Raw genomic sequence first — 22,075 nt, 5'->3', positions numbered from 1 at the left:
GAGAACACCATGACCCGTATGCCCCTGATCGGCGTTACTGCCTGCCGGCAGCAACTTGGCAAGTACGATTCGCACACCGTCGGTGACAAGTACGTCGAAGCCGCCGCCCATGCCGGCCTGCCGCTGGTGTTGCCAGCGCGCAGCACGCCGAGTGACCCACATCAGCTGCTCGATCAGCTGGACGGCATCCTGTTCACCGGTTCGCCGTCCAATGTCGAGCCGCGCCATTACCAGGGCTCGCCGAGCCTTGAAGGCACCCAGCACGACCCGCGCCGTGACGCCAACACCTTGCCGCTCCTGCGCCTGGCGATAGAGAAGGGTGTGCCGGTGTTCTGCATCTGCCGCGGCTTCCAGGAGCTCAACGTGACCCTGGGCGGCACCCTGCACCAGCGGGTGCAGGAGTTGCCGGGCTATCTCGACCACCGCGAGCCGCAGCGCGACTCGGTGGCCGAACAATACGCGCCGCAGCACGCGGTCAACGTTCAGCCGGGCGGGGTGTTCGAGCGTATCGGCCTGCCGATGCAGTTCGAGGTCAACTCCCTGCACAGCCAGGGCATCGACCGCCTGGCGCCGCGCCTGCGCGTCGAAGCCCTGGCGCCGGATGGCCTGGTCGAAGCGGTGTCGATTCCCGATGCGCCAGGTTTCCTGATCGGCGTGCAGTGGCACCCGGAGTGGCGTTTCACCGAGAACCCGGAGTCGCTGGCGCTGTTCCAGGCCTTCCGCGCTGCCTGCCAGGCTTATGCCGAGCGTCGCCTGCGCCAGTGACCGGCGGCTTTTCCGCGGCGCATCGTGAGGCCAGGCGGCCTCGCATGTGCTGTTGCGCCCCGCGAGCGCGGCGGTGTATGCCCGCTCTGCGGCTCTATGGTGCATGGCGAAAACGAGGCGCGCGAGCAGGCTGAATCCGCCCTGAATCCCGCAGATTCGGGGCTCTCTGACGAACAATCACAACGATGGCAGAGGCTTATGAGTGAATCATCGACCGTCCAGGGCACCCCGGCAGGCGCTGCCGCCGTGGTCTCCGGCAAGGGGCTGGCGCAAGGCAAGATAGGGCTGCTGGCCTGCGTGGTGCTGGGCATTTCCACTATCGCGCCGGTCTACACCCTGACCGGTGCCCTCGGCCCCACGGTGCGCGAGGTCGGCGTATACCTGCCGGCGGTGTTCATCGTCGGCTTTCTGCCGATGCTGCTGGTGGCCCTGGGGTACCGCGAATTGAATGCCGCCGAGCCAGACAGCGGCACCTCGTTCACCTGGTCGGCGCGTGCGTTCGGGCCGATGATCGGCTGGATCGGCGGTTGGGGGCTGGTCACCGCTACCACCATCGTGCTCTCCAACCTGGCGGGCATCGCGGTGGACTTCTTCTACCTGTTTCTCGCCCAGCTGACCGGCCTGGACTGGCTGGCCGACCTGACCCGCAACCTGCTGGTGAACATCGTCACCTGCTGCGCCTTCATCGCCATGGCCGTGTGGGTCTGTTGCCGCGGCATCGGCATGACCATGGGCGTGCAGTACACCCTGGTGGCCCTGCAACTGGTGGTGCTGATCGGCTTCGCGCTGGCGGCCTTCGCGGCGGCGCCAGACAGCTCGCCGGTGGTGTTCCATCCCGAGTGGTTCAACCCGTTCAACATCGACTCGTTCTCGGCGTTCGCCGCCGGTCTGTCGCTGTCGATCTTCATTTTCTGGGGCTGGGACGTGTGCCTGACGGTCAGCGAAGAGTCGGTGGGCAGCGAGAAGGTACCGGGCCGGGCGGCGACCATCACCGTGCTGCTGATTCTCGCCCTCTATCTGTTCACCGCGGCCGCCACCCTGCAGTTCGCGGGTACCGGCGATACCGGCCTTGGCCTGGGCAACGCGCAGATCCAGGAAAACGTTTTCGCCCACCTGGCCGGCCCGGTGATGGGCCCCCTGGCGATCCTGATGTCCATCGCGGTGCTGGCCAGCACCGCGGCATCGCTGCAATCGACCTTCATTTCGCCGGCGCGCACGTTGCTCGCGATGGGTTATTACCGGGCCGTGCCGAAGCGGTTCGCCAGCGTGCATCCGCTCTCGCAAACGCCCCGTTACGCGACCATCGCCGCCGGCATTGCCACCGCGGTGTTCTACGTGACCATGCGCACCCTCAGCGAAAACGTGCTGGCCGATACCATTACCGCGCTGGGCATGATGATCTGCTTCTACTACGCGCTGACCGCCTTCGCCTGCGTCTGGTACTTCCGCCACAGCCTGTTCGACAGCGCCCGGCACTTCTTCATGCGTGGCCTGTGCCCGCTGGTGGGTGCGGTGATGCTGTCGATCATTTTCTGGCAGACCACCTTCGACAGCATGTCGCCGGACTTCGGCAGCGGCTCGCACATCGGTGGGGTTGGCCTGGTGTTCGTCATCGCCGTGGTGATCCTGCTGCTGGGCCTGGTGCTGATGTTCATAGCGCGCTGGCAGGCGCCGGCGTTCTTCAAGGGCAATACCCTGCAACGGCAGGCGAAGCTGGCAAAGGCGAGTTCGTAGCCTGGCGTTGAGCGCAGCGATACCCAGGGCAATTCCCGGGTGTCGCTGCGCTCGACCCGGGCTACAGAAACATGGTTCTGGAAACGACAAAGGGACGCTGCGCAGCGTCCCTTTGTCGTTTACCGCAGGCTGATTATCAGGCCGCCTGGGTTTTCCCCTCGGCCTGCTTCACCGCGCGGTTGAGCGCGCTGAACAGGGCGCGGAAGCTCGCCGTGGTGATGTTCTCGTCGATGCCGATACCGTGCAGCGGGCGTTGGCCGTCGAGGCGGATCTCGATGTAGCAGGCCGCCTTGGCGTTGGCGCCGCCGCCGATGGCGTGCTCGTGGTAATCCATGATCTCCACTGCCAGCGGCACGCTCGACACCAGCGCTTCCAGCGCGCCCTTGCCAGCGCCGCTCCAGCGCTGCACGGCGCCGTCCACCAGCACTTGCACCTCGACATTGCTGTCACCGTTTTCTTCCTGCAGGCGATGGCCCTTGAGCTCGTAAGGCGCCTTGGCTTGCAGGTACTCGCGCTCGAGCAGGCCGTGAATCTGCCCGGCAGTCATCTCCAAGCCCAGGCGATCGGTCTCGCCCTGTACCACCTGGCTGAACTCGATCTGCATGCGGCGAGGCAGGTTGATGCCGTATTCCTGTTCGAGCAGGAAGGTAATGCCGCCTTTGCCCGATTGGCTGTTGACGCGAATCACCGCCTCGTAATCGCGACCGATATCGGCCGGGTCGATCGGCAGGTAGGGCACTTCCCACACCGCGCCTTCTTTCTGCTGGGCGAAGCCCTTGCGGATCGCGTCCTGGTGCGAGCCGGAGAACGCGGTATGCACCAGGTCACCGACGTACGGGTGGCGCGGGTGCACTGGCAACTGGTTGCACTCTTCGACCACCTTGCGAACGGTGTCGATGTCGGAAAAATCCAGCTGCGGGTCGACGCCCTGGGTGTAGAGGTTAAGCGCCAGGGTGACCAGGCAGACGTTGCCGGTGCGCTCGCCGTTGCCGAACAGGCAGCCTTCGACGCGATCGGCACCGGCCATCACGGCCAGCTCCGAGGCCGCCACGCCGGTACCGCGGTCGTTGTGGGTGTGCACGCTGATCAACACGCTGTCGCGCCTGCTCACATGGCGGCCGAACCACTCGATCTGGTCGGCGTAGTTGTTCGGCGTGGCGCACTCGATGGTAGCGGGCAGGTTGAGGATCAGCGGGTTGGCCGGGGTCGGCTGGAACACGTCGATCACCGCATTGCACACCTCGACGGCGAAGTCGATTTCGGTGCTGCTGAACACTTCAGGCGAATACTCGAAGCCCCACTGGGTGTCTGGCGCCGCAGCGGCCAGGCGTTTGATGGTGGTGCCGGCGGAAACGGCGATGGCTTTGACGCCGGCCTTGTCCTGGTTGAAGACGATCTTGCGGAAGCTCGGCGCGCAGGCGTTGTAGTAATGCACGATGGCCTTCCTGGCCCCCTTGAGGGATTCGAAGGTGCGTTCGATAAGGTCGTCGCGGGCCTGGGTCAACACCTGGATGGTCACGTCGTCAGGGATGTGACCGCCTTCGATCAGCTCACGCACGAAGTCGAAATCGGTCTGCGAGGCGGACGGGAAACCCACTTCGATTTCTTTCAGGCCGACCTGCACCAGGCACTTGAAGAACCGCATCTTCTTTTCGGCATCCATCGGCTCGATCAGCGACTGGTTGCCGTCGCGCAGGTCGGTGGACAGCCAGATGGGCGCCTTGTCGATGATCTGGTCGGGCCAGGTGCGGTCCGGAATCTGGATCTGGGTGAACGGACGGTATTTCTGCGAAGGGTCTTTGAGCATGCTCATGGATCAATCCTGAAGGCGAGGGCCAGCGTGGGCCATGCTGAATAAGAGAGGAAACGAAAAGACGAAAAGGGGCCGGTAGACCCTATCGCAGTCGCTGAGCGACCAGGCAGAGGTTGGCATGTTGCCGAAGCAGAATGAGAGTTTGGGAGGTGTTCATGGAACCAACCCTATCCACTGAGGGGAAAGCTGGCAAGCCTGTCTGGTAAATTGGTGAAAACCACCAGATTGTCAACTCTGGTGGTTTTTTATTGCGCATATGGCTGCTTTCTGGATTGCGCGTTGCGCAGCGCCAGCTGGCAGCGGTCAGCTTGGCTGCAGCGCCGGGCGCAGCTCGCGCATGTCGGCACCGCTCGGGTGCTGGAACACACGCAGGCCGAACTCCGGCAGGATCGCCAGCAGGTGATCGAAGATATCCGACTGGTAGCCCTCGTACGGCACCCAGGCCACCGTGTTGGTGAAGCAGTACAGCTCCAGCGGCAGGCCGTTGGCGGTCGGTTGCAGCTGGCGAACGATCTGCGTCATGTTCTGATTGATGCCCGGGTGCTGGCGCAGGTAGTGCTCGACATAGGCCCGGAAGGTACCGAGGTTGGTGACGCGGCGCGTGTTGGCCGGCTCCTGCGCCGCTTCGGCCAGCTCGGTGTTCCAGCTCAGCAGCTCGCTCTGCTTGTTGCTCAGGTATTGACCGAGCAACAGAAAACGCTGCAGATGGGCGATTTCCTCGGGGCTTAGAAAGCGCACGCTGGTCTGGTCCAGATACAGGGCGCGCTTGATCCGCCGGCCGCCGGACTCCTGCATGCCGCGATAATTCTTGAACGGGTCGCTGATCAGTCGCTTGGTCGGGATGGTGGTGATGGTCTTGTCCCAGTTCTGCACCTTGACCGTGTGCAGGGCGATGTCGATCACGTCGCCGTCGGCGTTGAGCTGCGGCATTTCGATCCAGTCACCGACGCGCACGATATCGCTCGACGAGATCTGCACGCTGGCCACCAGCGAGAGCAGGGTGTCCTGAAAGATCAGCATCAGTACCGCGGCCATTGCGCCGAGGCCGGACAGCAGGATCAGCGGCGAACGATCGATCAGCGTCGCGATCATCAGAATCGTGGCGATCGCATAGATGACGATGGTCACCACCTGGATGTAGCCCTTGATCGGCTTCAGGTGCGCGCTGGGGCGACGCTGGTAGAAGGCATTGACCAGGTTCAGCACGCCGCCAATCGCCAGGGCGATGGTGAGGATGATGAAGGCGCTGCAGACGTTGTCGACTACCGTAACCACCGCTTCCGGCAGGTGCGGCACCACCTTGATGCCGCTGGCCAGGATCAGCGCCGGCACGATGTTGGCCAGGCGGCGCACCACGTGGGAGTCGGTCAGTGCCTTGTCCTGCCCCACAGTGGTAGAGCGCAGTGCCCGGTACAGGCCACGCACCAGGATGCGCTTGACGATCCAGTTGGCCAGCCAGGCGCCAATCAGCAGCGCGCACAGGCTGATCAGGGTGTGCAGCTCGGGGTACTGCTGCAGCCACTTCAGGGTGGACTGATAGTGTTCTTTCATCGCTTCTCTCGTTTGCTTCATGGCAGCGCGCGGCGCAGCTCGGCACGCGGCGGGCGGGTACGATAGCAAACGCAGGCCGCCCTCGGGCAACTGCGCAGCGTTGCCTGCCTATGCGGTTTGAGTACGCATGTTGCGCGTGGCATGCGCGGGAGGAGTCGAGGGCTGCGCGCCCCGTCTGCTGGTCAGCTTGATGGTCGCCCGCCAGATAAGGCCGATGCACCTTCCGGGCTGCCGATCCGCTACTGCAACGCATGCCGCCGCACCGATGTGCCATCGCGGGCAACTGTCTCGGTACGACCAGGGGCGGCGTGCCGTGCGGCGCCTCAGTTGGCGTAGGCGTACTCGCCGCCTTTCTCCAGCGCACGCCGGTAGGCGGGGCGGGCGTGGATGCGCTCGAGGAAAGCTGTCAGACGCGGGTGGCTGGCGTCCAGGCCGGCGCGGGAAGCGGCGGCTTCCAGGGGGAAGCTCATCTGGATGTCGGCTGCGCTGAACTGCTCACCGGCGAACCAGGTGCTCTTGCCCAACTCGCTTTCCAGGTAGTCCAGGTGCAGCCGCAGCTGTGGAGCAATGAAGGCATTCTTGACCTTCTGCGCGATGCCACGGGCGACGGGTTTGACGAAGAAAGGCATCGGGCTGCTTTCAACCTTGTCGAACACCAGCTTGAGCAGCAGGGGCGGCATGGCCGAGCCTTCCGCGTAGTGCAGCCAATAGGTGCAGCGCAGGCGCTCCGGCCTGTCGGCAGGCGGCAGCAGGTGCGGGCCGTAGCGATTGGCGAGGTAGTCGATGATGGCGCCGGACTCGGCTAGCGTCAGGCCGTCGTCGGTGACCACCGGCGACTTGCCCAGAGGATGCACGGCGCGTAACTCCGGCGGGGCGAGCAGGGTTTTCGGGTCACGCTCGTAGCGTTTGATCTGATAGTCGATGCCCAGCTCTTCGAGCAGCCAGAGGATGCGCTGCGAGCGCGAGTTGTTCAGGTGATGGACGGTGATCATCGTGGCTCCTGCTGGGCGGGGAAGACGACTCCCCCTGCACAGCGCTGCGCGCGTGGAAGTCATCGGCAATCGTCACGTTATACACCAGTGCCCCCGAGTTGATTCAGGGCTTGAACGCACCGATGAAGATCGCCGGGTCGACCCGTGCATCGTTGAGGCTGACGTTCCAGTGCAGGTGCGGGCCGGTAGCGCGGCCGGTGGCGCCGACCTTGCCGAGTACGCCGCCGCGGGGCAGCTCGTCGCCAACCTTCACGCCGATCTCCGAGAGGTGGCAGAACATGCTGATCAGGCCCTGGCCGTGGTCGACGAAGACCGTCTTGCCGTTGAAGAAATAGTCGCCCACCAGGATCACCTTGCCCGCTGCTGGCGCCTTGATCGGCGTGCCGCGGTTGGCGGCGAAGTCCAGGCCGGAATGCGGGTTGCGCTCCTCGCCGTTGAAGAAACGGCGCAGCCCGAAGGGGCTCGACAGCGGCCCGTTGACCGGCTTGTCGAACAGCAGGTTGCTTGGCTGGCGGGGGCTGAACTGCTGGTAGGCGCGGGTCTGTTCGGCCAGTTCCCGCTCGATGCGCGCGAGGTTCTTGGCGTTCGGGTTGACCTGCTGCTGGTTCTTGATGGTGATGCGCTGCTCGACGTAGGTCTTGCTGCCCACCTGAAAGCTCAGGCGCTGGCCGCTCGACTCGATCTGCTGGGTGCCAGGTTTTACGCTCAGCGGAATGCCGACGATGGCGATCCAGCGCTGCCCATCCTCATGCACCACCAGCACCGGTTTGCCCTGGTAGGTAGCACTGGGCGCACTGGTCGAGGCGCCCAGGTCGACCACGGCAACGCCACCGGGCACCGGCTTGTTCAGCAGGCGACTGATGAAGCCTTCGGCATGGGCGGGCAGGGCGAGGCACAGGGTGAGCAGCAACAGCAGGGAGCGCATTGATTTTCCTTTTTATCGAGGCCTGAGAAGGGTTCTGTCAGGGTGAGCGTGGGCATTCTGTGAAAGCCCGCTATGGCTGCCATTCGCCGGCAAGCCGGCTCCTACATGGGAATGTGGGTTCTCCGCATTGTGTAGGAGCCCGCTTGCGGGCGAGATGAGGGTGGCCATCATGCTCAGTCCAGCAGCGACAGGGTGGCGGGCGCGACGTGATTGTCTTCGACGCGCACGTCCAGTTCGCCTTCGCCGAGACGTGCTTTGAGGCGTTGCCCCGGCTGGGTGGCGGCCGCGCTGCGGATCGCCCGGCCACGGTCGTCGAGCAGGATGCTGTAGCCGCGGCCCAGGGTCGCCAGCGGGCTGACCACCTGCAGCGTCTGCACCTGGCTCTGCAGCGCCAGACGGCGGGCCTTGAGGCCTTCCTTCATGGCCCTGGGCAGGCGCTCGGCGAGGCTGTCGAGGCGCTGGCGCAGCAACTTCAGGTGCCGGCCCGGGTGCTGGCCAGCCAGGCGTGCCTGTAACTGCGCCAGTTTGTGGGCACGCTGATTGACCTGCTGCGCGTAGGCGCGGCGCAGGCGCATGTCGAGATCGTCGAGACGCTGAGCCTGCTGACGCAACCGCTCGCCAGGATGGCGCATGCGCCGGGTCAGGCCGTCGAGGCGCATGCGCTCGCGCGCCAGGCGGCCATTGATGGCCAGAGTCAGGCGGCGCTGCAATACGGTGACGCGCTGCACCAGATCATCGCTGTGCGGGGCCAGCAACTCAGCTGCGGCAGAGGGCGTAGGGGCGCGCACGTCGGCGACGAAATCGCTGATCGATACATCGGTTTCATGGCCGACCGCGCTGACGATGGGGGTGATGCAGGCATCCACGGCGCGCGCTACGGCCTCTTCGTTGAAGCACCAGAGGTCCTCCAGCGAGCCACCACCACGGGCCAGGATCAGAGCATCGAAGCCCTGCGCATCGGCCAGCTTCAGGGCGCGGACGATCTGCGCAGTGGCCTCGCGGCCCTGCACGGCGGTGGGAATCAGGCTCAGTTCGACCTGCGGCGCGCGGCGGCGAAACACGCTGATGATGTCGCGGATTACCGCGCCGGTGGGCGAGCTGATGATGCCGATGCGCCGCGGGTGAGCGGGCAGGGCGCGCTTGCGCTCGGCGGCGAACAGGCCCTCGGCGCCGAGCTTCTCCTTCAAGGCCTCGAATGCCAGGCGCAGCGCGCCGTCGCCAGCGGGCTCCACCGAATCGAGGATCAGCTGATAGTCGCCACGGCCCTCGAACAGCGAGACCTTGCCGCGCACCTTGACCGCCAGGCCGTCACGCAGCGCCTGGCGCACCTTGGCGGCATTCTGCCGGAACAGCGCACAGCGCACCTGGGCCTGGCTGTCCTTGAGGGTGAAATAGACATGCCCGGAAGCCGGCCGTGCGAGATTGGAAATCTCCCCTTCGACCCAGATGCCGCCGAAGACATCTTCGAGCAGCAGGCGCGCGCGGTTGTTGAGCTGGCTGACGCTGAGCACCTCGCGGTCGAGGTTCAGGCGTTGGAACGGGTCTTTGATCATGGCCGGCATGATAAGCCCAGGTGCATGCACGCCGAAACCGTGTGTCAGCAAATGCAGCCGATGCCGCAGGCCGCTGTGTGAAGTCACTGCAAGCGAGGCGGGCTCTCGGGTATTATCGGCATGCAAATGATTATCCTCTGCATAAGCAGCCCGAGCTGTACAGGCGGCGCCTGCCGCGAGCCATCATGAATCCACCGACTACACATTCCGCACCGCGCATTCTGGTGGTTGATGACCACCGCAAGATTCGCGAGCCGCTGGCCGTTTACCTGCGCAAGCATGGCTTCGACGTGCGCACCGCGGAAAGCGCCGAGGGCATGTGGCAGTTGCTCGAGGCGCAGCCGTTCGATGGGGTGGTGCTGGATGTGATGCTGCCCGACGGCGACGGCTTCGAACTGTGCAGCCGCTTGCACCGGCGCAATGGCGTGCCGGTGATTCTGCTCACGGCCCGTGACACCGCCAGTGACCGCGTTCGGGGGCTTGATCTGGGCGCCGACGATTACCTGACCAAACCCTTCGAGCCGCGCGAGCTGGTTGCGCGCATCAACAGCGTGTTGCGCCGGCGCGGCCCGTTGGGCAGTGTGCCCGCCACGGCCGAGCCATCGGTTCAGTCTGTGCAGCGACACTATCAGTTCGCCGGTCTGGGGTTCGCCAGTGGCAGTGGTTGCCTGAGCGCTGGCGACGGGCAGTCGATTCGCCTGAGTACGGCAGAAAGCCGTTTGTTGCAGGTGTTTCTCGAGCACCCCAACCAGGTACTGGCCCGCGCGCGGCTGATCGACCTGACTGCGCGTGCGGACAGCGACGTGTTCGACCGCACCATCGACCGCCAGGTCAGCCGGCTGCGGCGCAAGCTGGCCGACAGTGCCGGCTGTGACGACCTGCTGCGTACCGTGTGGGGCGGCGGCTACATGCTGGTCGCCGACGTAGCGCGTTCATGAGGATGGTGGTGCGTCTGTGGCCGCAGCGCCTGGTTCATCAGTTGGCGGTACTGCTGATCCTCGCGCTGCTGGCTTCCCATGCCATTGCCGTGCTGCTGCTGCAACGCACCGGCGCCCTGGTGCATCCGCTGTCGCGCACCCAGGTGGTGGAGCGTCTGAGCACCGCCTACCATGCTGTCGACGCGTTAGGCGAAGCCCACGGCGCGCGGCTGCTGGCGACGATGGGCGGCCCCGAGGCGCGCTTCTGGACGGCAGCCGAGGCGGACGTCGCACCCTTCGAGATGCACCCCGAGGAACGGCGCTTGTCGGCTGAGCTGGCCGGCGAGCTGCAGGTTCCGGTGAGCGACATTCACATGCAGCTGGACAGGGTCGGCGGCGGGCCGGCGCGCGAAGACGTGCTCAGCCCTGCCGGCTGGGAGCCGTTGCGCCTGCGCAGCAGCATCCGGCTGCCGTCGGGCCAGTACCTCAATGCGCTGCAGCACCCCTCCGGTGCCTATGAGTGGAGCCGCCTGCTGGCCTATGCCTTGCCGCTGAGCATCGTGCCGATCCTGCTGATCCTGCTGTTCGTCATGGCTCGTGTAGTGCGCCCGTTCAGAACGCTGGCGGCAGCCACCGAGCGCATCAGCCGCGGCGAACGCATCGCGCCGCTGGCACTCGCCGGCCCGCGCGAGGCGCAGGAGCTGAGCCAGGCGTTCAACCTGATGCAGGAGCGCCTGGCGCGGCATGTGGAAGGGCGCACGCAGATGCTTGCGGCGCTGAGCCACGACCTCAATACGCCGCTGACCGAACTGCGCCTGCAGCTCGAGTTGCTCGACGATGGTGCATTGCGTGAAGACCTGCTCGACAGCCTCGATGAGCTGCGTGCGATGGTCGCCGAGACACTCGGTTTCATTCGCGACGACGCCGTGCAGGAAGCCACTGTGCGCCTGTCACTGACCGGGCTGCTCGATGACCTGGCACGGCGTTACCGCACCCTGGGCCAACCGGTCGGTTGGCAGGCAGGCGATGAGGTGTTCTGCCGCTGCCGGCCATTGGCGCTGAAGCGCGCACTCACCAACCTGATCGACAACGCCCTGCAGCATGGCGGGGACACCACCCTCAGTTTGGCGACTGCGGCTGACGGCGAATTGCGCCTGGAGATCCTCGACCAGGGGCCCGGTATCGACCCCGCTCACCTGGAGCAGGTGTTCGAGCCGTTCGTGCAGTTGAATGCCGAGAAAAGCGGCAGAGGCTTGGGCCTTGGCCTCGCCATCGCCCGTGCCTGCGTGCAGGCCCACGGCGGCGAACTGACCCTCGAAAACCGCCTGCCCGCTGGCCTGTGTGCAGTGGTGCGTTTACCGGCGGATGGTTGTTGATCCCGATAAACCCACCTACCTCGGTGTCCGCCCCGCACATCGCTGCGCTCAGTGGCAGGCTACGGTTGTACGGCGATCCACCCGTAGCCTGGCGTAGAGCGAAGCGAAACCCAGGAAGCGATTTACGCCACGCCACCGACACGGACCCGGCAGCCGCTTCCCGCACATCGCTGCGCTCAGTGACAGGCTACGGTTGCACGGCGATCCACCCGTAGCCTGGTGTAGAGCGAAGCGAAACCCAGGAATCGATTCGCGTCACGCCACCGATACCGGCCCGGAGACCGATCCCCGCACATCGCTGCGCTCAGTGACAGGCTACGGTTGCAACGCGATCCACCCGTAGCCTGGCGTAGAGCGAAGCGAAACCCAGGACGCGATTTACGCCACGCCACCGACACCGACCCGGCAGCCGCTCCCCGCACATCGCTGTGCTCAGTGACAGGCTACGGTTTACACCACTATCCACCCCGTAGCCTGGCGTAGAGCGCAGCGAAACCCAGGGCGCGATTTACGCCACGCCACCGACACCGACCCGGCAGCCGCTTCCCGCACATCGCTGCGCTCAGTGACAGGCTACGGTTGCAACGCGATCCACCCGTAGCCTGGCGTAGAGCGCAGCGAAACCCAGGGCGCTATCTCGCTGACACCGATGCGCTCAGCCTTGGTTTTCGGTCTTGAGAAAATCCACGAATGCGCGCAGCGGCGAGGGCACGTGGCGGCGGTCGTTGTAGTACAGGTAGGGGCCGTCGAATGCCTGCCACCAGTCTTCCAGTACCGGCAGCAGTGCGCCTTGATCGATCAGCGGCCGGAGGTAGTCTTCAAAGGTGTAGATGATTCCCGCACCTTCCACGGCGGCACTCATCTTCAGATCGGTAGACGACGTGATGAGTGGGCCCTGGGGCGGAACGCGCACGGTGGCACCGTCTTTCTCGAATTCCCATACGCCCAGTTTGCCGCTCTCGAAGCGATGGCCGATCAGGCGATGATTGAGCAGGTCCCGCGGATGCAGGGGCGTGCCGTGCGCTTGCAGATAAGCCGGCGATGCCGCGGCGACGAAGCGCTGGCGCCGAGGACCGATGGGCACCGCGATCATGTCCTTGGCGACACTTTCCTCATAGCGCACGCCGGCGTCGAACCCGGCGGCGATGACATCGATGAAGGTATTGTCCATCGCCACCTCGACGCTCACCCCGGGGTAACGCTGCAGAAACGCCGGGATCAGGCAAGGCAGCACGAAGCGCGCCACTGGAACCGGCACGTTGAGGCGCAGGCTGCCCACCGGGCACAGCGCATCGTCATCGAGGTCGCTGAACGCGGCACCGATTTCATCGAGGGCAGGGCGCAGGCGCTCCAGCAGGCGCGCGCCCACCTCGGTGGGAAACACGCTGCGGGTGGTGCGGTTGAGCAACCGCACGCCCAGGTCGCTCTCCAGCCGGCGCACGCAGTCACTGATGGACGACGCCGACATCCCGCGTTTCTGCGCGGCCACCCGGAAACCGCCGGCCTCCACGACTGCGGCGAACAGAGCGACATCCGTCAGGTTGGGCTGGCGCACGGGCAATGCTCCACGAGGAAAGTACCGATTGTACGAATGGCCGTACACGGCGTCCATTTTGTTGTGGCTTATCGGCAGTAATGCCAGGGGCAACAATGCTCACGTCGGCCGCCGCCTGGCGGCTTGCCGGACCACAATCCACGTGAGGATCAGACAATGACAAACATAACCCTACAGCTTGACCCCCTGCTCGCCACGCGCTCGGCCTGGCGCAAGATGCTGGCGACCATTGGCCTGGCGCTGACGTGCATGCTCGAAGCCGGCGGCGCCACCGCGCAAACGCAGCCCAAGCCGGACTGGAGCCTGAGGGATATGCCGTCGCAGAGTGGGCGTATCTTCCTGGTCACCGGTGGCACCAGTGGCATGGGCTATGAGGATGCCAAGGCGCTGGCCGCCGCAGGCGCCGAGGTGGTGATCGCCGCACGCAATCCACTGCGCGGCGAAGAGGCCATTGGCCGTATCAAAAACGAAGTTCGCGGTGCCCAGGTGCGGTTCGAGGCGGTCGATCTGGCGGATCTGGATTCGGTCAAGGCGCTGGGCGAGCGTCTCAACAGAACCTTGCCGCGCCTCGATGGGCTGATCAACAACGCCGCGGTCATGGCGCCGCCCCAGCGCGGTACGTCGGCGGATGGCTTCGAGCTGCAACTGGCCACCAACTACCTGGGCCATTTCGCGCTGACCGGCCATGTGCTGCCGCTGCTGCGCAAGAGCGACGCGCCGCGGGTGGTCACGCTGTCCAGCATCGCGGTCGCGCGTGGCAGCATCAACTTCGATGATCTGCAATCCGAACAGGCGTACAACCCTTACGCATCCTATGCCCAGTCCAAACTGGCCGTGTTGATGTGGGCATTCGAGCTGCAGCGCCGTAGCCAGGCCCAGGGTTGGGGTATCCAGAGCATCGCCGCGCATCCCGGGGTGGCCGTTACCGAACTGATCAAGCGTGGGCCGGGCCTGGACAGTGAGTTCGGACGCAATTGGGCCAAGGACCGTGAGGACTATCACTCGGCCGCCCAGGGGGCACTGCCGACCTTGTTCGCAGCCACTGCACCGCAAGCCCAGGGAGGCGCCTACTACGGGCCCGTCGGCGAGGAAGAGAAGCGCGGACCGCTGGGGTTCGCCACGGTGCCGGATGCTGCCAAGGACGCCGCAGCGGCTGCTCGCCTGTGGCAGGTTGCCGAAGAGCTGACCGGCGTCAGCTACCGCTGAGCCTCGAGGAGAGTCGTCATGTTGTCAGCAATCCTGGTGCAACGCCTTGGCGTCGCCATCAACGCCGAACGCCACGAGCTGAATCCCGCACTCGCGGGGTTCGCCCTATTCTTTTGCCTGTTCTCCGGCTACTTCATGCTGCGGCCCATTCGCGAGTCGATGGGCATCATGGCCGGGATCGATAACCTGCAATGGCTGTTCACCGCCACCTTCGTGGTCATGCTGGTGGCCGTGCCGTTGTTCGCCTGGCTCAGCTCGCGGGTGCCGCGTATTCACTTCGTCGACTGGGTTTACGGGTTCTTCTGCCTGAACCTGCTGGCGTTCGCCGCGCTGTTTCAGCTCAGCGAAGACAGCATCTGGCTGGCGCGGGTGTTCTACGTGTGGATCTCGGTCTACAACCTGTTCGTGGTATCGGTGGCCTGGAGCCTGATGGCCGATGTGTTCGACGGGCACCAGGCCAAGCGGCTGTTCGCTTTCATCGCGGCCGGCGCCAGCGTCGGCGGCCTGGTCGGGCCGGCGATGAGTGCGCTGCTGGTCGGCACGCTGGGCCAGTCCGGGCTGGTAGTGCTGGCCGGCGTGCTGCTCGGCGTCGCCCTGGCGCTCAAGGCACCGCTGATGCGCTGGCGCGAGGTTGGCGGTGCTGGCCGACCCGGTGCGGTGGCCACGGAGAGCACGCGCAAACCGGTGACGGGTAACCCGTTCAGCGGCCTGACGCGCGTGCTGCAATCGCCTTACCTGCTGGCGATCGCCGGCTTCGTGGTGCTGCTCGCGACCGTGACGACCTTTCTGTACTTCGAGCAGGCGCGGCTGGTGGCGGAGCGCTTCCCGGACCGCGAGTCGCAGATCCGGGTGTTCGGCATCATCGATGTGATCGTGCAGGCCGGCGCTTTGCTGTCGCAGTTGTTCATCACCGGGCGCATCGCCCAGAAACTCGGTGTGCGCATGCTGCTGGCGATTGTGCCGATGCTCGTCTGCGTGGGTTTCGTCGGCCTCGCCCTGGCACCGACGTTCGCCATGCTGGCGGCGCTGATGATCGTCCGCCGCATTGGCGAGTACGCGTTCGTGCGGCCCGGACGGGAAATGCTCTTCGCGCCACTGGATGCGGAGAGCAAATACAAGGCGAAGGGCTTTATCGACACCGTCGTCTATCGGGCCGGCGACGCCATCAGTGGTTGGGTGAAGAGTGGGCTGGACATGCTTGGCCAGGGCGCGGTGCTGGTGGCGCTGGTCGGTGCATTCTGCGCCTTGGTCTGGGGAGCGCTCGGCTGGTATCTGGGCAGGCAGGCCGATGATATGAACAAGCGAGGCACGCCGGAGGCGAAAGAGGACACCGAGGCCGTGCTTGCCAGCAGCTAGTGTTGCGGTGCTCGGTCGTCCCTGCGCCGCGCTCCACCCGTAGCCTGGTGCAGAGGTAGCGAAACCCAGGAAGCGATCTCCGTCACGACACATAGGCCGCCTCACAGATCGCTCCCTGCACATCGCTGCGCTCAGTGAAGGTTACGGTCTACGCCGCGCTCCGTAGCCTGGCGTAGAGCGCAGCGAAACCCAGGAAGCGATCTCCGCCACGACACATAGGCCGCCTTACAGATCGCTCCCTGCACATCGCTGCGCTCAGTGACAGGCTACGGTCTGCGCCGCGCTCCGTAGCCTGGTGTAGAGCGCAGCGAAACCCGGGAAGCGATCTCCGCCACGACACATCAGAGCATCCCTCCAGGCTTCACATGGGGATGATCACATCCCGGTCAGCGGGCCGTCACTTTTAGAAGTCCAGCGACGCCCCGAGCCAGTAGGTACGGCCGTAATTGACCGTGCCGTCGTCCTCGTCATTCAGGCGCTTGTTACCCAGGTTGTAGATGGCCGAGTTGAGCGTCAGCGACTCGGTCAGCTTGTACGAACCGCCGACATCGGCCGTGGTGTAGGCACGTGACGATTCGCCGGTCAGCGTGGCGCCATATTCCTCGCCGCTGTAATGGGTGGCGGCCCAGGCCAGGGCTCGGTCGGTGATGTCCCAGTCGGCACGCAGGCTCGCCTTGCGCTTGGGCGTCAGCGACAGCGGCCGGCCCTTGTCGACGCCGCTCTTCTGCTCGGAATCCAGGTAGGTGAAGTTACCCTTGACCGCCACATTGGCCAGCGCCTGCCAGTTACCGCTCAACTCCAGGCCGCGGATCACCGCCTTGTCGACGTTCACTCGCTCCATCACCGTCAGGCCCTGCCACTGTTCGGCGGTGGTGACGGTGGACAGCTTGTCCTTGAAATCGTTGTAGAACAGCGTGGCGCCGGCCGACAGGTCGTCACGGTTCGACCACATCGCGCTCAGCTCGTAGTTGGTGCTGCTCTCTGGCTTGAGGTTGGCGTTGCCGAACTGCACGAAACGGTTGCGGCGAATCACCGCGTAGTCGTCGATCACTGCACGCAGTTCCGGCGCCTTGAAACCACGGGCCACGCCACCTTTCAGCGTCCACTCGTTATTCAGGTGCCACACGCCATAAACGCGTGGGTTGACGTGGCTGCCGTACTGCTCGTGATGATCCAGGCGCACGCCGGTGGTGAGGGCGAAGTCGTCGGTGATCGACCACTCGTCTTCGGCAAACAGCGCCTTCTGCACCACCGAGTACTCCTCGTTTTCCCGCTCGCGAGCGGTGCCGCGATTAGCCTGGTTCCAGTCGGTCAGCGTCGCTTCGTTCCACTGCACGCCGGTGGTGGTGACGTGATACTCGGTAGGGATCACCAGCTTGCCGTCCAGCACGCGATTGCGGATTTCCGGCTTGCGCCCGAACACATCGGCCTGCGCCGGGGTCGCCTTACCCTCGCGGCTGGTGGTTTCCTCGGCGAAGGACAACGTCGAATCCGCCCAGCCCCAGCGACCGTCATGGGTCAGTGACCAGTGATCACGGTTGTTCTTCTGCTCGCGAGTCGACCAGTTGGCGCTCAGGCCATCGCCATTCTTCAGGCGTGAGGCGCCGGCTTCGAGCAGAAATTCATGGTTCTCGCTCGGCGTCAGGGCCAGGCGCGCGGTCAGGCTCTTGTTGTCGGATTTGGCGAAGCCTTCGTTGGCTTCGGCATCGTCATCGGCCTGGCGGTCGAGGTAGCTGCCCCACACCTGCAGGCCGAGCACCTCGTTGATCAGCGGGCCATTGAGGTAGAACTGGGTGTTGCGGGCATTGCCCTGGTCGCTGTTCGGCCGCGCCGAATAGTCGTAGGACACATTGCCGCCCCACTCGGGCGACACCTTGCGGGTGATGATATTGATCACCCCGCCGATGGCATCCGAACCGTACAGCGACGACATCGGCCCACGCACCACTTCGATACGCTCGATGGCCGCCGCCGGCGGCACGAAGCTCTGCTCGTAGCCCCGGTTGCCATTGACCCGCGAATCCCGCCCGCTCTGGCGTTTGCCATCGACCAGGATCAGCGTGTAATCACCCGGCATGCCACGGATCTGAATATCGGTCTCGTTGGCACCGCCATTGACCACCACGCCTTCCACATCGCGCACCGCATCGGCCAGGTTCTGCACCGAGCGTTTGCGCAGGTCATCACCACTGATAACCGTGACCGACGCCGGAGCATCCTCCAGGTTCTGGGCAAAGCCGGAGGCGGTCACCACCATATCGTCCAGCTCGACCGTGTCGGCCTGGGCGAGGGCGCTGCCAGTGGCCAGGCATAAAGTCGCCAGGCGAATCAATGTGCCGACAGGGCGGCGAGGGAAGGGCGCGTGCATGGAGTAGTCCTTACGAATCGTTTGCAGGCGCGAATCGTATGCATCCATGGCGGGGAAGGTTGGACAAAGTGAGACAGCGGGGCGCGGTGCTGGGGAGCAACAACTTGGTGCGGATCTGCTGGGCGGTGTGGTGCCAAGAGCGGCGCTTCAGCGTGTGAGAAGAGCCCATATACAGTTATTAGACGCGCCTTTGACCGCAGGTCGGTATGCGCATACCATGTGCGCATGAAAGCCTAGGAGGGAGGGAATGCCCATGCTTGCTGCCTACAACCCCAACGCCCCCAAGCGGCCTGCCAACCTCAGCGTTAACGGCGACTTGCTCAATAAAGCCAAGGATTTGGATATTAACCTCTCGGCGACATTAGAACAGGCTCTGGCTGAGGCCCTGAGGAAGAAACAGCGTGAGCAATGGCTGGACGAGAATCGGAAAGCCATCCATGCCTATAACGAACATGTGGAAGCTCACGGCGTGTTCAGCGACGACCTAAGGGGCTTCTGATGCCTCAGTTCGCAGTACACAAGAACACAAACGCCGCCACAAAGGCTGCAGTGCCCTTGCTGCTTGATGTGCAGAGCGACCTGATTGCTGAGCTTGGTACGAGGGTTGTAGTACCGCTTTACACGGCTACCGCCATGAAAGGGAAAACTCTCGCAACCCTCACGCCAACGTTTGAAATTAATGATCAACAGTACGTGATGGTGACTCCGCAGCTGGCCGGTATAGCCAAGAAACAACTCGGCACTCAAGTTGCCGACCTCTCAGCACAGCGTAATGAAATAATTGCTGCTCTTGACTTGCTGATCACCGGTATCTGATAGGTGCGTCTAACGATTAAGCTAAGGGGGGCTTTAGCACTTCCCGGTGAGCGAAGTGAACCGCTTAAATAAGTTGTTAGGCTAAAGCGTGCTGTTATGTGGGAGACTTGCTTTCAAGTACCTTAAGATCTTCTATCGAATAAATGAAGCCGCTGATTTTGCCTTGTTGGTAGCTTGATTCCTGGCAGTAGTTGTAATTACTCCTTGAATCAACTTCTTCATCAAGAGTCGCTCGTACATTTTGCTCGGAGTTAAAAAACAATTTCGAGTGATGCTCGATGACATTCTGCTCCGGACTCGCTTTAATAATCTCTTCTAGTCGGCCGTTCCATATGCTCATATATGTATGTTTAAAGCCATCTTTAAAGGCGTTAAAGTCACAGGTGGCATTGATGTCGCTTTGTTTTATTTTAACGTTTTTAACATACCCTGAAGCGTCACCTACTGATAATTCTTCCCCATTTATATGGGATTTTCCAGCGCATCCTGCTAGCGAGGTGGCAATAAAAAAAGCATAGATCATTGGTTTGAGCATTTAGATTATTTCTCCTTGGTTGAGCCTAACGTAGAGTTTTGCAGCAATATTGTAGCCGCGAAGCGGTGGAAAATTATCCGGCAAAAGCGCCTGGTTAAATGACTTTTCGGTAAACCATTTCATAAGGCAGATAACCTTTTTTCACATAAAACTTACGAGCAACTGCGTTTGTGTGTAGCACTGATAGTTTAACGGTGAACAATCCAAGGGAATGACAGAAGGCCTCTGCGTGCTGTAGAAGCTCAGAAGCGACGCTTGAGCCACGATGAGACTCTGCCACGACAAAGTCTGTAATTAGGCCGTACTGGATATATTCTGGGTATACGTGTTGCGTGCCCGGGTGTTCATTGTCACGGAATACTACGATTAGGCCAACAGCCTGAGCTGACTCAATAGCGAGGAATATTTTTCCTATTGAGCAACCAACTGCAGCTATTAAATAGTCGAGTTGGTTTGCTGAAACTTCATCGGAGGGTGGCCGGTCACTATTTAAACGACGCTCATGCTCTTGTAGTAAACACATCAGATCAATAGCTGATTCTCGGTACTTCCCATCATATTCGATAATTTTCATAGGCATTTAACCTTTGGTTAAGGGGAGGGCTTTAGCCTGTCCCGGTGAGCGAAGCGAACGGTTTGAACCACTAGTTAGGCGGCCTGCAAACCATCGCTATTTCTCCAATACAACGTTGATTCGTACTGGAATGAAACCACAAAATTAGCATCGGTTTTGGTTGTAAGGAGTTTTACAAAGCGCTCTAGATCACCAAGTGCAGAAAAACCTTCTGGCTCCGGCCCTTTTATTCGCATGTAACAGCGAATGGCTACAGGGAAGATCATGTTTTTAGTGTCTTCCGCGTATAGCGTATGGTCATTTAGTTCGCACGCGGCGCTTACTGATAATCCGGACTCGAAAATTCCTTCCACCGTATGGTCGTCATCGTCTGTATCCTGTGCGCCGAGTTCGCTCAATGTCGTAGAGACAGTGGCTATTGAAAGTCGCTCATCGGCTTCAAGGTGAATGTCGAGACTCATTTTTTTAGCCTAACGTTTGGTTAAGAGGCGGGCTTTAGCCCGTCCCAGTGAGCGAATCGAACGATTTGAACCACTTGTTAGGCACTGGGTGGCATCAGGCATAGTCTTCGGGGTAGAAGGTCTGGCCGTCGAATAGCGACGGTCCGGAGCCAGATAAGCTTTCCAGAAATGGCCCAAGCTTGTTCAAACTCAATTGATAACCTGCGAGACCGTGTTGCAACCGAATGCCGTTCACGAATATCCAAGCTGTTGCAAGCCGAAATTGCGGCAAATGCTTCCAATAGAGGGATGAAAATATCCAGGAGCAAACATGCCTCGGATCATCGTCAATGTCGCCACACTCATCAAGAAATACTTGCCAATCGTCCTGCTTCTGGAAAATTCCTGGATTGGCCCCGAAAGCGGCTGCAACGCGATTATTGAGAGCTAGAATAGCAACTGCGTCAAGTGTTAGACGCCTCCCCTGGGCTTCAAGAGTTGTCGCGTCCCAGATAGTCCGAAGTCGGTCGCAGAGTTCAAAGACACTTATTGTAGGTTCGCGCATCTGATGATGCTCGCACACGGCAATGGCCATGAATTGCTCCCGTCGTTCACGTGTGTCGTCTTCCATAAGTCTCACTGTTGGTTTGCGGGTCATATTGGCGGTTTTCGTTGGCGTCTTACTGCTGCCTAACCCCCTACTAAGCCGCCGGAACGCAGCGAAGGTCGGTTTGAGTTGTTTTTTAGAACTCACTCCAGCCCTGCATTAGCCATAAAATTTGCGCAAAACTCTGCTGCTTCCCCTTGTTTAATTTTTTGAAAAAGTTCAGCACTTTCTTGGGCTACTTCTGCCAAAATCTTTTTTTCCTCATCCGAGCACTCAGACAGAATGGCAGCCACTTGCTCCAAAGCTTCTGCAGCCTCGTCTGGATTTACTGTCTCATCGTCCCATAACTCAAATTTCGACGTAGCCTGTAAAACAGCTAAAGCTAAATTCCTCATTGCTAATCCTTAAAGTTATAACGTTTGGTTAAGGGGCGGTTCAAACTGATTTCGGCGAACCACTATTACCACTTGGAACCAGACGCGTCCTTCATTCGAAGGCACGCTAAGCCTGAAGGACGAAGATTCATCTTTTTAAGGAGCAACGGTTCTTTTTTTCCATCGTCGGGCACTCTTTCTCCACTAACAGTGCAGTAAACGTCTGGACCTGAGAGAAAGCCAGAAACGCCAGATTTTTCTTCAATGAGCGAGCCTTGGTTGAAGACGTATTTTGAGTTTTCTTCGGGTGTGAATGAAAAGATTATTCTGCAGAACGAACCGGAGAGTTGATTTTCCAATGCCAGGTATGTAGTCCTGTTGGCATGGATTTTTACCGTTTTACCAGATGAACCAACCGATGAGGTCCCTGCGAAGCACCCGTTTTTGTCCATGTTGAAAATGTTAAACCATGAGCCTCCGCTAAACTCTACGACGACTTCGGCGGAAGGCTCATTGTCTTTGGGGAATATATAGGGTTTGTTACCTAGCCTGTCATAGAAGGTGCAACTGCTTAGAAGGGCGGTCAGTATGATAAGTGTGATGCGCATAATTTCTCGT

At 61.9% G+C, this 22,075-nt stretch carries 21 protein-coding genes; 8 read left to right on the top strand and 13 right to left on the bottom strand.

All coding sequences use genetic code 11. The features are described 5' to 3' along the window. Positions 1-9: 9 nt before the first annotated feature. Both ACZ0AV_RS07070 and ACZ0AV_RS07065 read left to right on the top strand, forming a co-directional pair. Positions 10-765, top strand: coding sequence for a gamma-glutamyl-gamma-aminobutyrate hydrolase family protein (locus tag ACZ0AV_RS07070; protein ID WP_499150378.1), 756 nt, complete (start codon positions 10-12; stop codon positions 763-765). Positions 766-963: 198 nt separating this feature from the next. Beyond that, a complete protein-coding gene (locus ACZ0AV_RS07065) occupies positions 964-2,499 on the top strand; it encodes an APC family permease (RefSeq protein ID WP_499150377.1) in 1,536 nt (511 codons plus the stop codon). A gap of 136 nt (positions 2,500-2,635) precedes the next feature. On the opposite strand, the gene leuA is transcribed toward ACZ0AV_RS07065, so the two are convergent. From leuA to xseA, 5 genes are all read right to left on the bottom strand, one after another. Continuing rightward, complete coding sequence (gene leuA / locus ACZ0AV_RS07060; protein WP_499150376.1) at positions 2,636-4,312, bottom strand: 2-isopropylmalate synthase; 1,677 nt, start codon at positions 4,310-4,312, stop codon at positions 2,636-2,638. A gap of 303 nt (positions 4,313-4,615) precedes the next feature. Beyond that, on the bottom strand, positions 4,616-5,863 hold the full coding sequence (locus ACZ0AV_RS07055) for a mechanosensitive ion channel family protein (RefSeq protein WP_499150375.1): 1,248 nt from the start codon (positions 5,861-5,863) through the stop codon (positions 4,616-4,618). A 323-nt stretch (positions 5,864-6,186) separates the two neighbouring features. Continuing rightward, positions 6,187-6,855: a glutathione S-transferase gene (locus ACZ0AV_RS07050; RefSeq protein ID WP_499150374.1), complete on the bottom strand. Its 669-nt coding sequence runs from the start codon at positions 6,853-6,855 to the stop codon at positions 6,187-6,189. Between the two features lie 103 nt (positions 6,856-6,958). Then, a complete protein-coding gene (locus tag ACZ0AV_RS07045) occupies positions 6,959-7,780 on the bottom strand; it encodes a peptidoglycan DD-metalloendopeptidase family protein (RefSeq protein ID WP_499150373.1) in 822 nt (273 codons plus the stop codon). Positions 7,781-7,953: 173 nt separating this feature from the next. Next, positions 7,954-9,333, bottom strand: a complete 1,380-nt coding sequence (gene xseA / locus ACZ0AV_RS07040; protein ID WP_499153315.1) for an exodeoxyribonuclease VII large subunit — start codon at positions 9,331-9,333, stop codon at positions 7,954-7,956. Between the two features lie 185 nt (positions 9,334-9,518). Here xseA and ACZ0AV_RS07035 point away from each other — a divergent pair, with 185 nt between their 5' ends. Both ACZ0AV_RS07035 and ACZ0AV_RS07030 read left to right on the top strand, forming a co-directional pair. Further along, positions 9,519-10,271, top strand: coding sequence for a response regulator transcription factor (locus ACZ0AV_RS07035; RefSeq protein ID WP_499150372.1), 753 nt, complete (start codon positions 9,519-9,521; stop codon positions 10,269-10,271). Between the two features lie 29 nt (positions 10,272-10,300). After that, positions 10,301-11,626, top strand: coding sequence for a sensor histidine kinase (locus tag ACZ0AV_RS07030; protein WP_499153314.1), 1,326 nt, complete (start codon positions 10,301-10,303; stop codon positions 11,624-11,626). A gap of 655 nt (positions 11,627-12,281) precedes the next feature. Here ACZ0AV_RS07030 and ACZ0AV_RS07025 read toward each other — a convergent pair. After that, positions 12,282-13,181, bottom strand: coding sequence for a LysR family transcriptional regulator (locus ACZ0AV_RS07025; protein WP_499150371.1), 900 nt, complete (start codon positions 13,179-13,181; stop codon positions 12,282-12,284). Between the two features lie 249 nt (positions 13,182-13,430). Here ACZ0AV_RS07025 and ACZ0AV_RS07020 point away from each other — a divergent pair, with 249 nt between their 5' ends. Then, positions 13,431-14,387, top strand: a complete 957-nt coding sequence (locus ACZ0AV_RS07020) for an SDR family oxidoreductase (RefSeq protein WP_499153313.1) — start codon at positions 13,431-13,433, stop codon at positions 14,385-14,387. Positions 14,388-14,405: 18 nt separating this feature from the next. Next, positions 14,406-15,743, top strand: a complete 1,338-nt coding sequence (locus tag ACZ0AV_RS07015; RefSeq protein ID WP_499150370.1) for an NTP/NDP exchange transporter — start codon at positions 14,406-14,408, stop codon at positions 15,741-15,743. A 403-nt stretch (positions 15,744-16,146) separates the two neighbouring features. Here the strand turns inward: ACZ0AV_RS07015 and ACZ0AV_RS07010 are convergent, their stop codons facing one another. After that, positions 16,147-18,111: a TonB-dependent receptor domain-containing protein gene (locus ACZ0AV_RS07010; protein WP_499150369.1), complete on the bottom strand. Its 1,965-nt coding sequence runs from the start codon at positions 18,109-18,111 to the stop codon at positions 16,147-16,149. Between the two features lie 253 nt (positions 18,112-18,364). Here ACZ0AV_RS07010 and ACZ0AV_RS07005 point away from each other — a divergent pair, with 253 nt between their 5' ends. Together ACZ0AV_RS07005 and ACZ0AV_RS07000 are read left to right on the top strand one after the other, a co-directional pair. Then, on the top strand, positions 18,365-18,610 hold the full coding sequence (locus ACZ0AV_RS07005) for a type II toxin-antitoxin system CcdA family antitoxin (RefSeq protein WP_499150368.1): 246 nt from the start codon (positions 18,365-18,367) through the stop codon (positions 18,608-18,610). Next, positions 18,610-18,927: a CcdB family protein gene (locus ACZ0AV_RS07000; RefSeq protein ID WP_499150367.1), complete on the top strand. Its 318-nt coding sequence runs from the start codon at positions 18,610-18,612 to the stop codon at positions 18,925-18,927. Before ACZ0AV_RS07005 ends, ACZ0AV_RS07000 begins: the two co-directional genes overlap by 1 nt. 94 nt (positions 18,928-19,021) lie before the next feature. Here ACZ0AV_RS07000 and ACZ0AV_RS06995 read toward each other — a convergent pair whose 3' ends face one another. The 6 genes from ACZ0AV_RS06995 to ACZ0AV_RS06970 all read right to left on the bottom strand — a co-directional run bounded on the left by ACZ0AV_RS06995 (position 19,022) and on the right by ACZ0AV_RS06970 (position 22,065). Next, complete coding sequence (locus ACZ0AV_RS06995; RefSeq protein ID WP_499150366.1) at positions 19,022-19,462, bottom strand: hypothetical protein; 441 nt, start codon at positions 19,460-19,462, stop codon at positions 19,022-19,024. A gap of 94 nt (positions 19,463-19,556) precedes the next feature. Continuing rightward, positions 19,557-20,036: a GNAT family N-acetyltransferase gene (locus ACZ0AV_RS06990; protein WP_499150365.1), complete on the bottom strand. Its 480-nt coding sequence runs from the start codon at positions 20,034-20,036 to the stop codon at positions 19,557-19,559. Positions 20,037-20,110: 74 nt separating this feature from the next. Continuing rightward, on the bottom strand, positions 20,111-20,497 hold the full coding sequence (locus tag ACZ0AV_RS06985; protein WP_499150364.1) for a hypothetical protein: 387 nt from the start codon (positions 20,495-20,497) through the stop codon (positions 20,111-20,113). 94 nt (positions 20,498-20,591) lie between these two features. Continuing rightward, a complete protein-coding gene (locus ACZ0AV_RS06980) occupies positions 20,592-21,071 on the bottom strand; it encodes a hypothetical protein (RefSeq protein WP_499150363.1) in 480 nt (159 codons plus the stop codon). A 155-nt stretch (positions 21,072-21,226) separates the two neighbouring features. Next, positions 21,227-21,478 carry a hypothetical protein gene (locus tag ACZ0AV_RS06975; protein WP_499150362.1) on the bottom strand — a complete coding sequence of 84 codons (252 nt, stop codon included), beginning with the start codon at positions 21,476-21,478 and terminating at the stop codon, positions 21,227-21,229. A gap of 65 nt (positions 21,479-21,543) precedes the next feature. Beyond that, positions 21,544-22,065, bottom strand: a complete 522-nt coding sequence (locus tag ACZ0AV_RS06970) for a hypothetical protein (RefSeq protein ID WP_499150361.1) — start codon at positions 22,063-22,065, stop codon at positions 21,544-21,546. Positions 22,066-22,075 lie beyond the last annotated feature (10 nt).

The organism is Pseudomonas sp. AC532 (assembly GCF_979258965.1).
Note: the sequence above shows the minus strand (reverse complement) of the source record. Positions and strands in the feature narration are given on the sequence as shown.

Coding starts and splice junctions, on each gene's coding strand:
- ACZ0AV_RS07065 (WP_499150377.1), top strand. CDS start 964: ATGAGTGAATCATCGACCGTCCAGGGCACCCCGGCAGGCGCTGCCGCC.
- ACZ0AV_RS06985 (WP_499150364.1), bottom strand. CDS start 20,497: ATGAGTCTCGACATTCACCTTGAAGCCGATGAGCGACTTTCAATAGCC.
- ACZ0AV_RS07005 (WP_499150368.1), top strand. CDS start 18,365: ATGCTTGCTGCCTACAACCCCAACGCCCCCAAGCGGCCTGCCAACCTC.
- ACZ0AV_RS07010 (WP_499150369.1), bottom strand. CDS start 18,111: ATGCACGCGCCCTTCCCTCGCCGCCCTGTCGGCACATTGATTCGCCTG.
- ACZ0AV_RS06995 (WP_499150366.1), bottom strand. CDS start 19,462: ATGCTCAAACCAATGATCTATGCTTTTTTTATTGCCACCTCGCTAGCA.
- ACZ0AV_RS06980 (WP_499150363.1), bottom strand. CDS start 21,071: ATGGCCATTGCCGTGTGCGAGCATCATCAGATGCGCGAACCTACAATA.
- ACZ0AV_RS07045 (WP_499150373.1), bottom strand. CDS start 7,780: ATGCGCTCCCTGCTGTTGCTGCTCACCCTGTGCCTCGCCCTGCCCGCC.
- ACZ0AV_RS07050 (WP_499150374.1), bottom strand. CDS start 6,855: ATGATCACCGTCCATCACCTGAACAACTCGCGCTCGCAGCGCATCCTC.
- ACZ0AV_RS07015 (WP_499150370.1), top strand. CDS start 14,406: ATGTTGTCAGCAATCCTGGTGCAACGCCTTGGCGTCGCCATCAACGCC.
- ACZ0AV_RS07035 (WP_499150372.1), top strand. CDS start 9,519: ATGAATCCACCGACTACACATTCCGCACCGCGCATTCTGGTGGTTGAT.
- leuA (WP_499150376.1), bottom strand. CDS start 4,312: ATGAGCATGCTCAAAGACCCTTCGCAGAAATACCGTCCGTTCACCCAG.
- ACZ0AV_RS06975 (WP_499150362.1), bottom strand. CDS start 21,478: ATGAGGAATTTAGCTTTAGCTGTTTTACAGGCTACGTCGAAATTTGAG.
- ACZ0AV_RS06990 (WP_499150365.1), bottom strand. CDS start 20,036: ATGAAAATTATCGAATATGATGGGAAGTACCGAGAATCAGCTATTGAT.
- ACZ0AV_RS07000 (WP_499150367.1), top strand. CDS start 18,610: ATGCCTCAGTTCGCAGTACACAAGAACACAAACGCCGCCACAAAGGCT.
- ACZ0AV_RS07020 (WP_499153313.1), top strand. CDS start 13,431: ATGCTCGAAGCCGGCGGCGCCACCGCGCAAACGCAGCCCAAGCCGGAC.
- ACZ0AV_RS06970 (WP_499150361.1), bottom strand. CDS start 22,065: ATGCGCATCACACTTATCATACTGACCGCCCTTCTAAGCAGTTGCACC.
- xseA (WP_499153315.1), bottom strand. CDS start 9,333: ATGATCAAAGACCCGTTCCAACGCCTGAACCTCGACCGCGAGGTGCTC.
- ACZ0AV_RS07070 (WP_499150378.1), top strand. CDS start 10: ATGACCCGTATGCCCCTGATCGGCGTTACTGCCTGCCGGCAGCAACTT.
- ACZ0AV_RS07055 (WP_499150375.1), bottom strand. CDS start 5,863: ATGAAAGAACACTATCAGTCCACCCTGAAGTGGCTGCAGCAGTACCCC.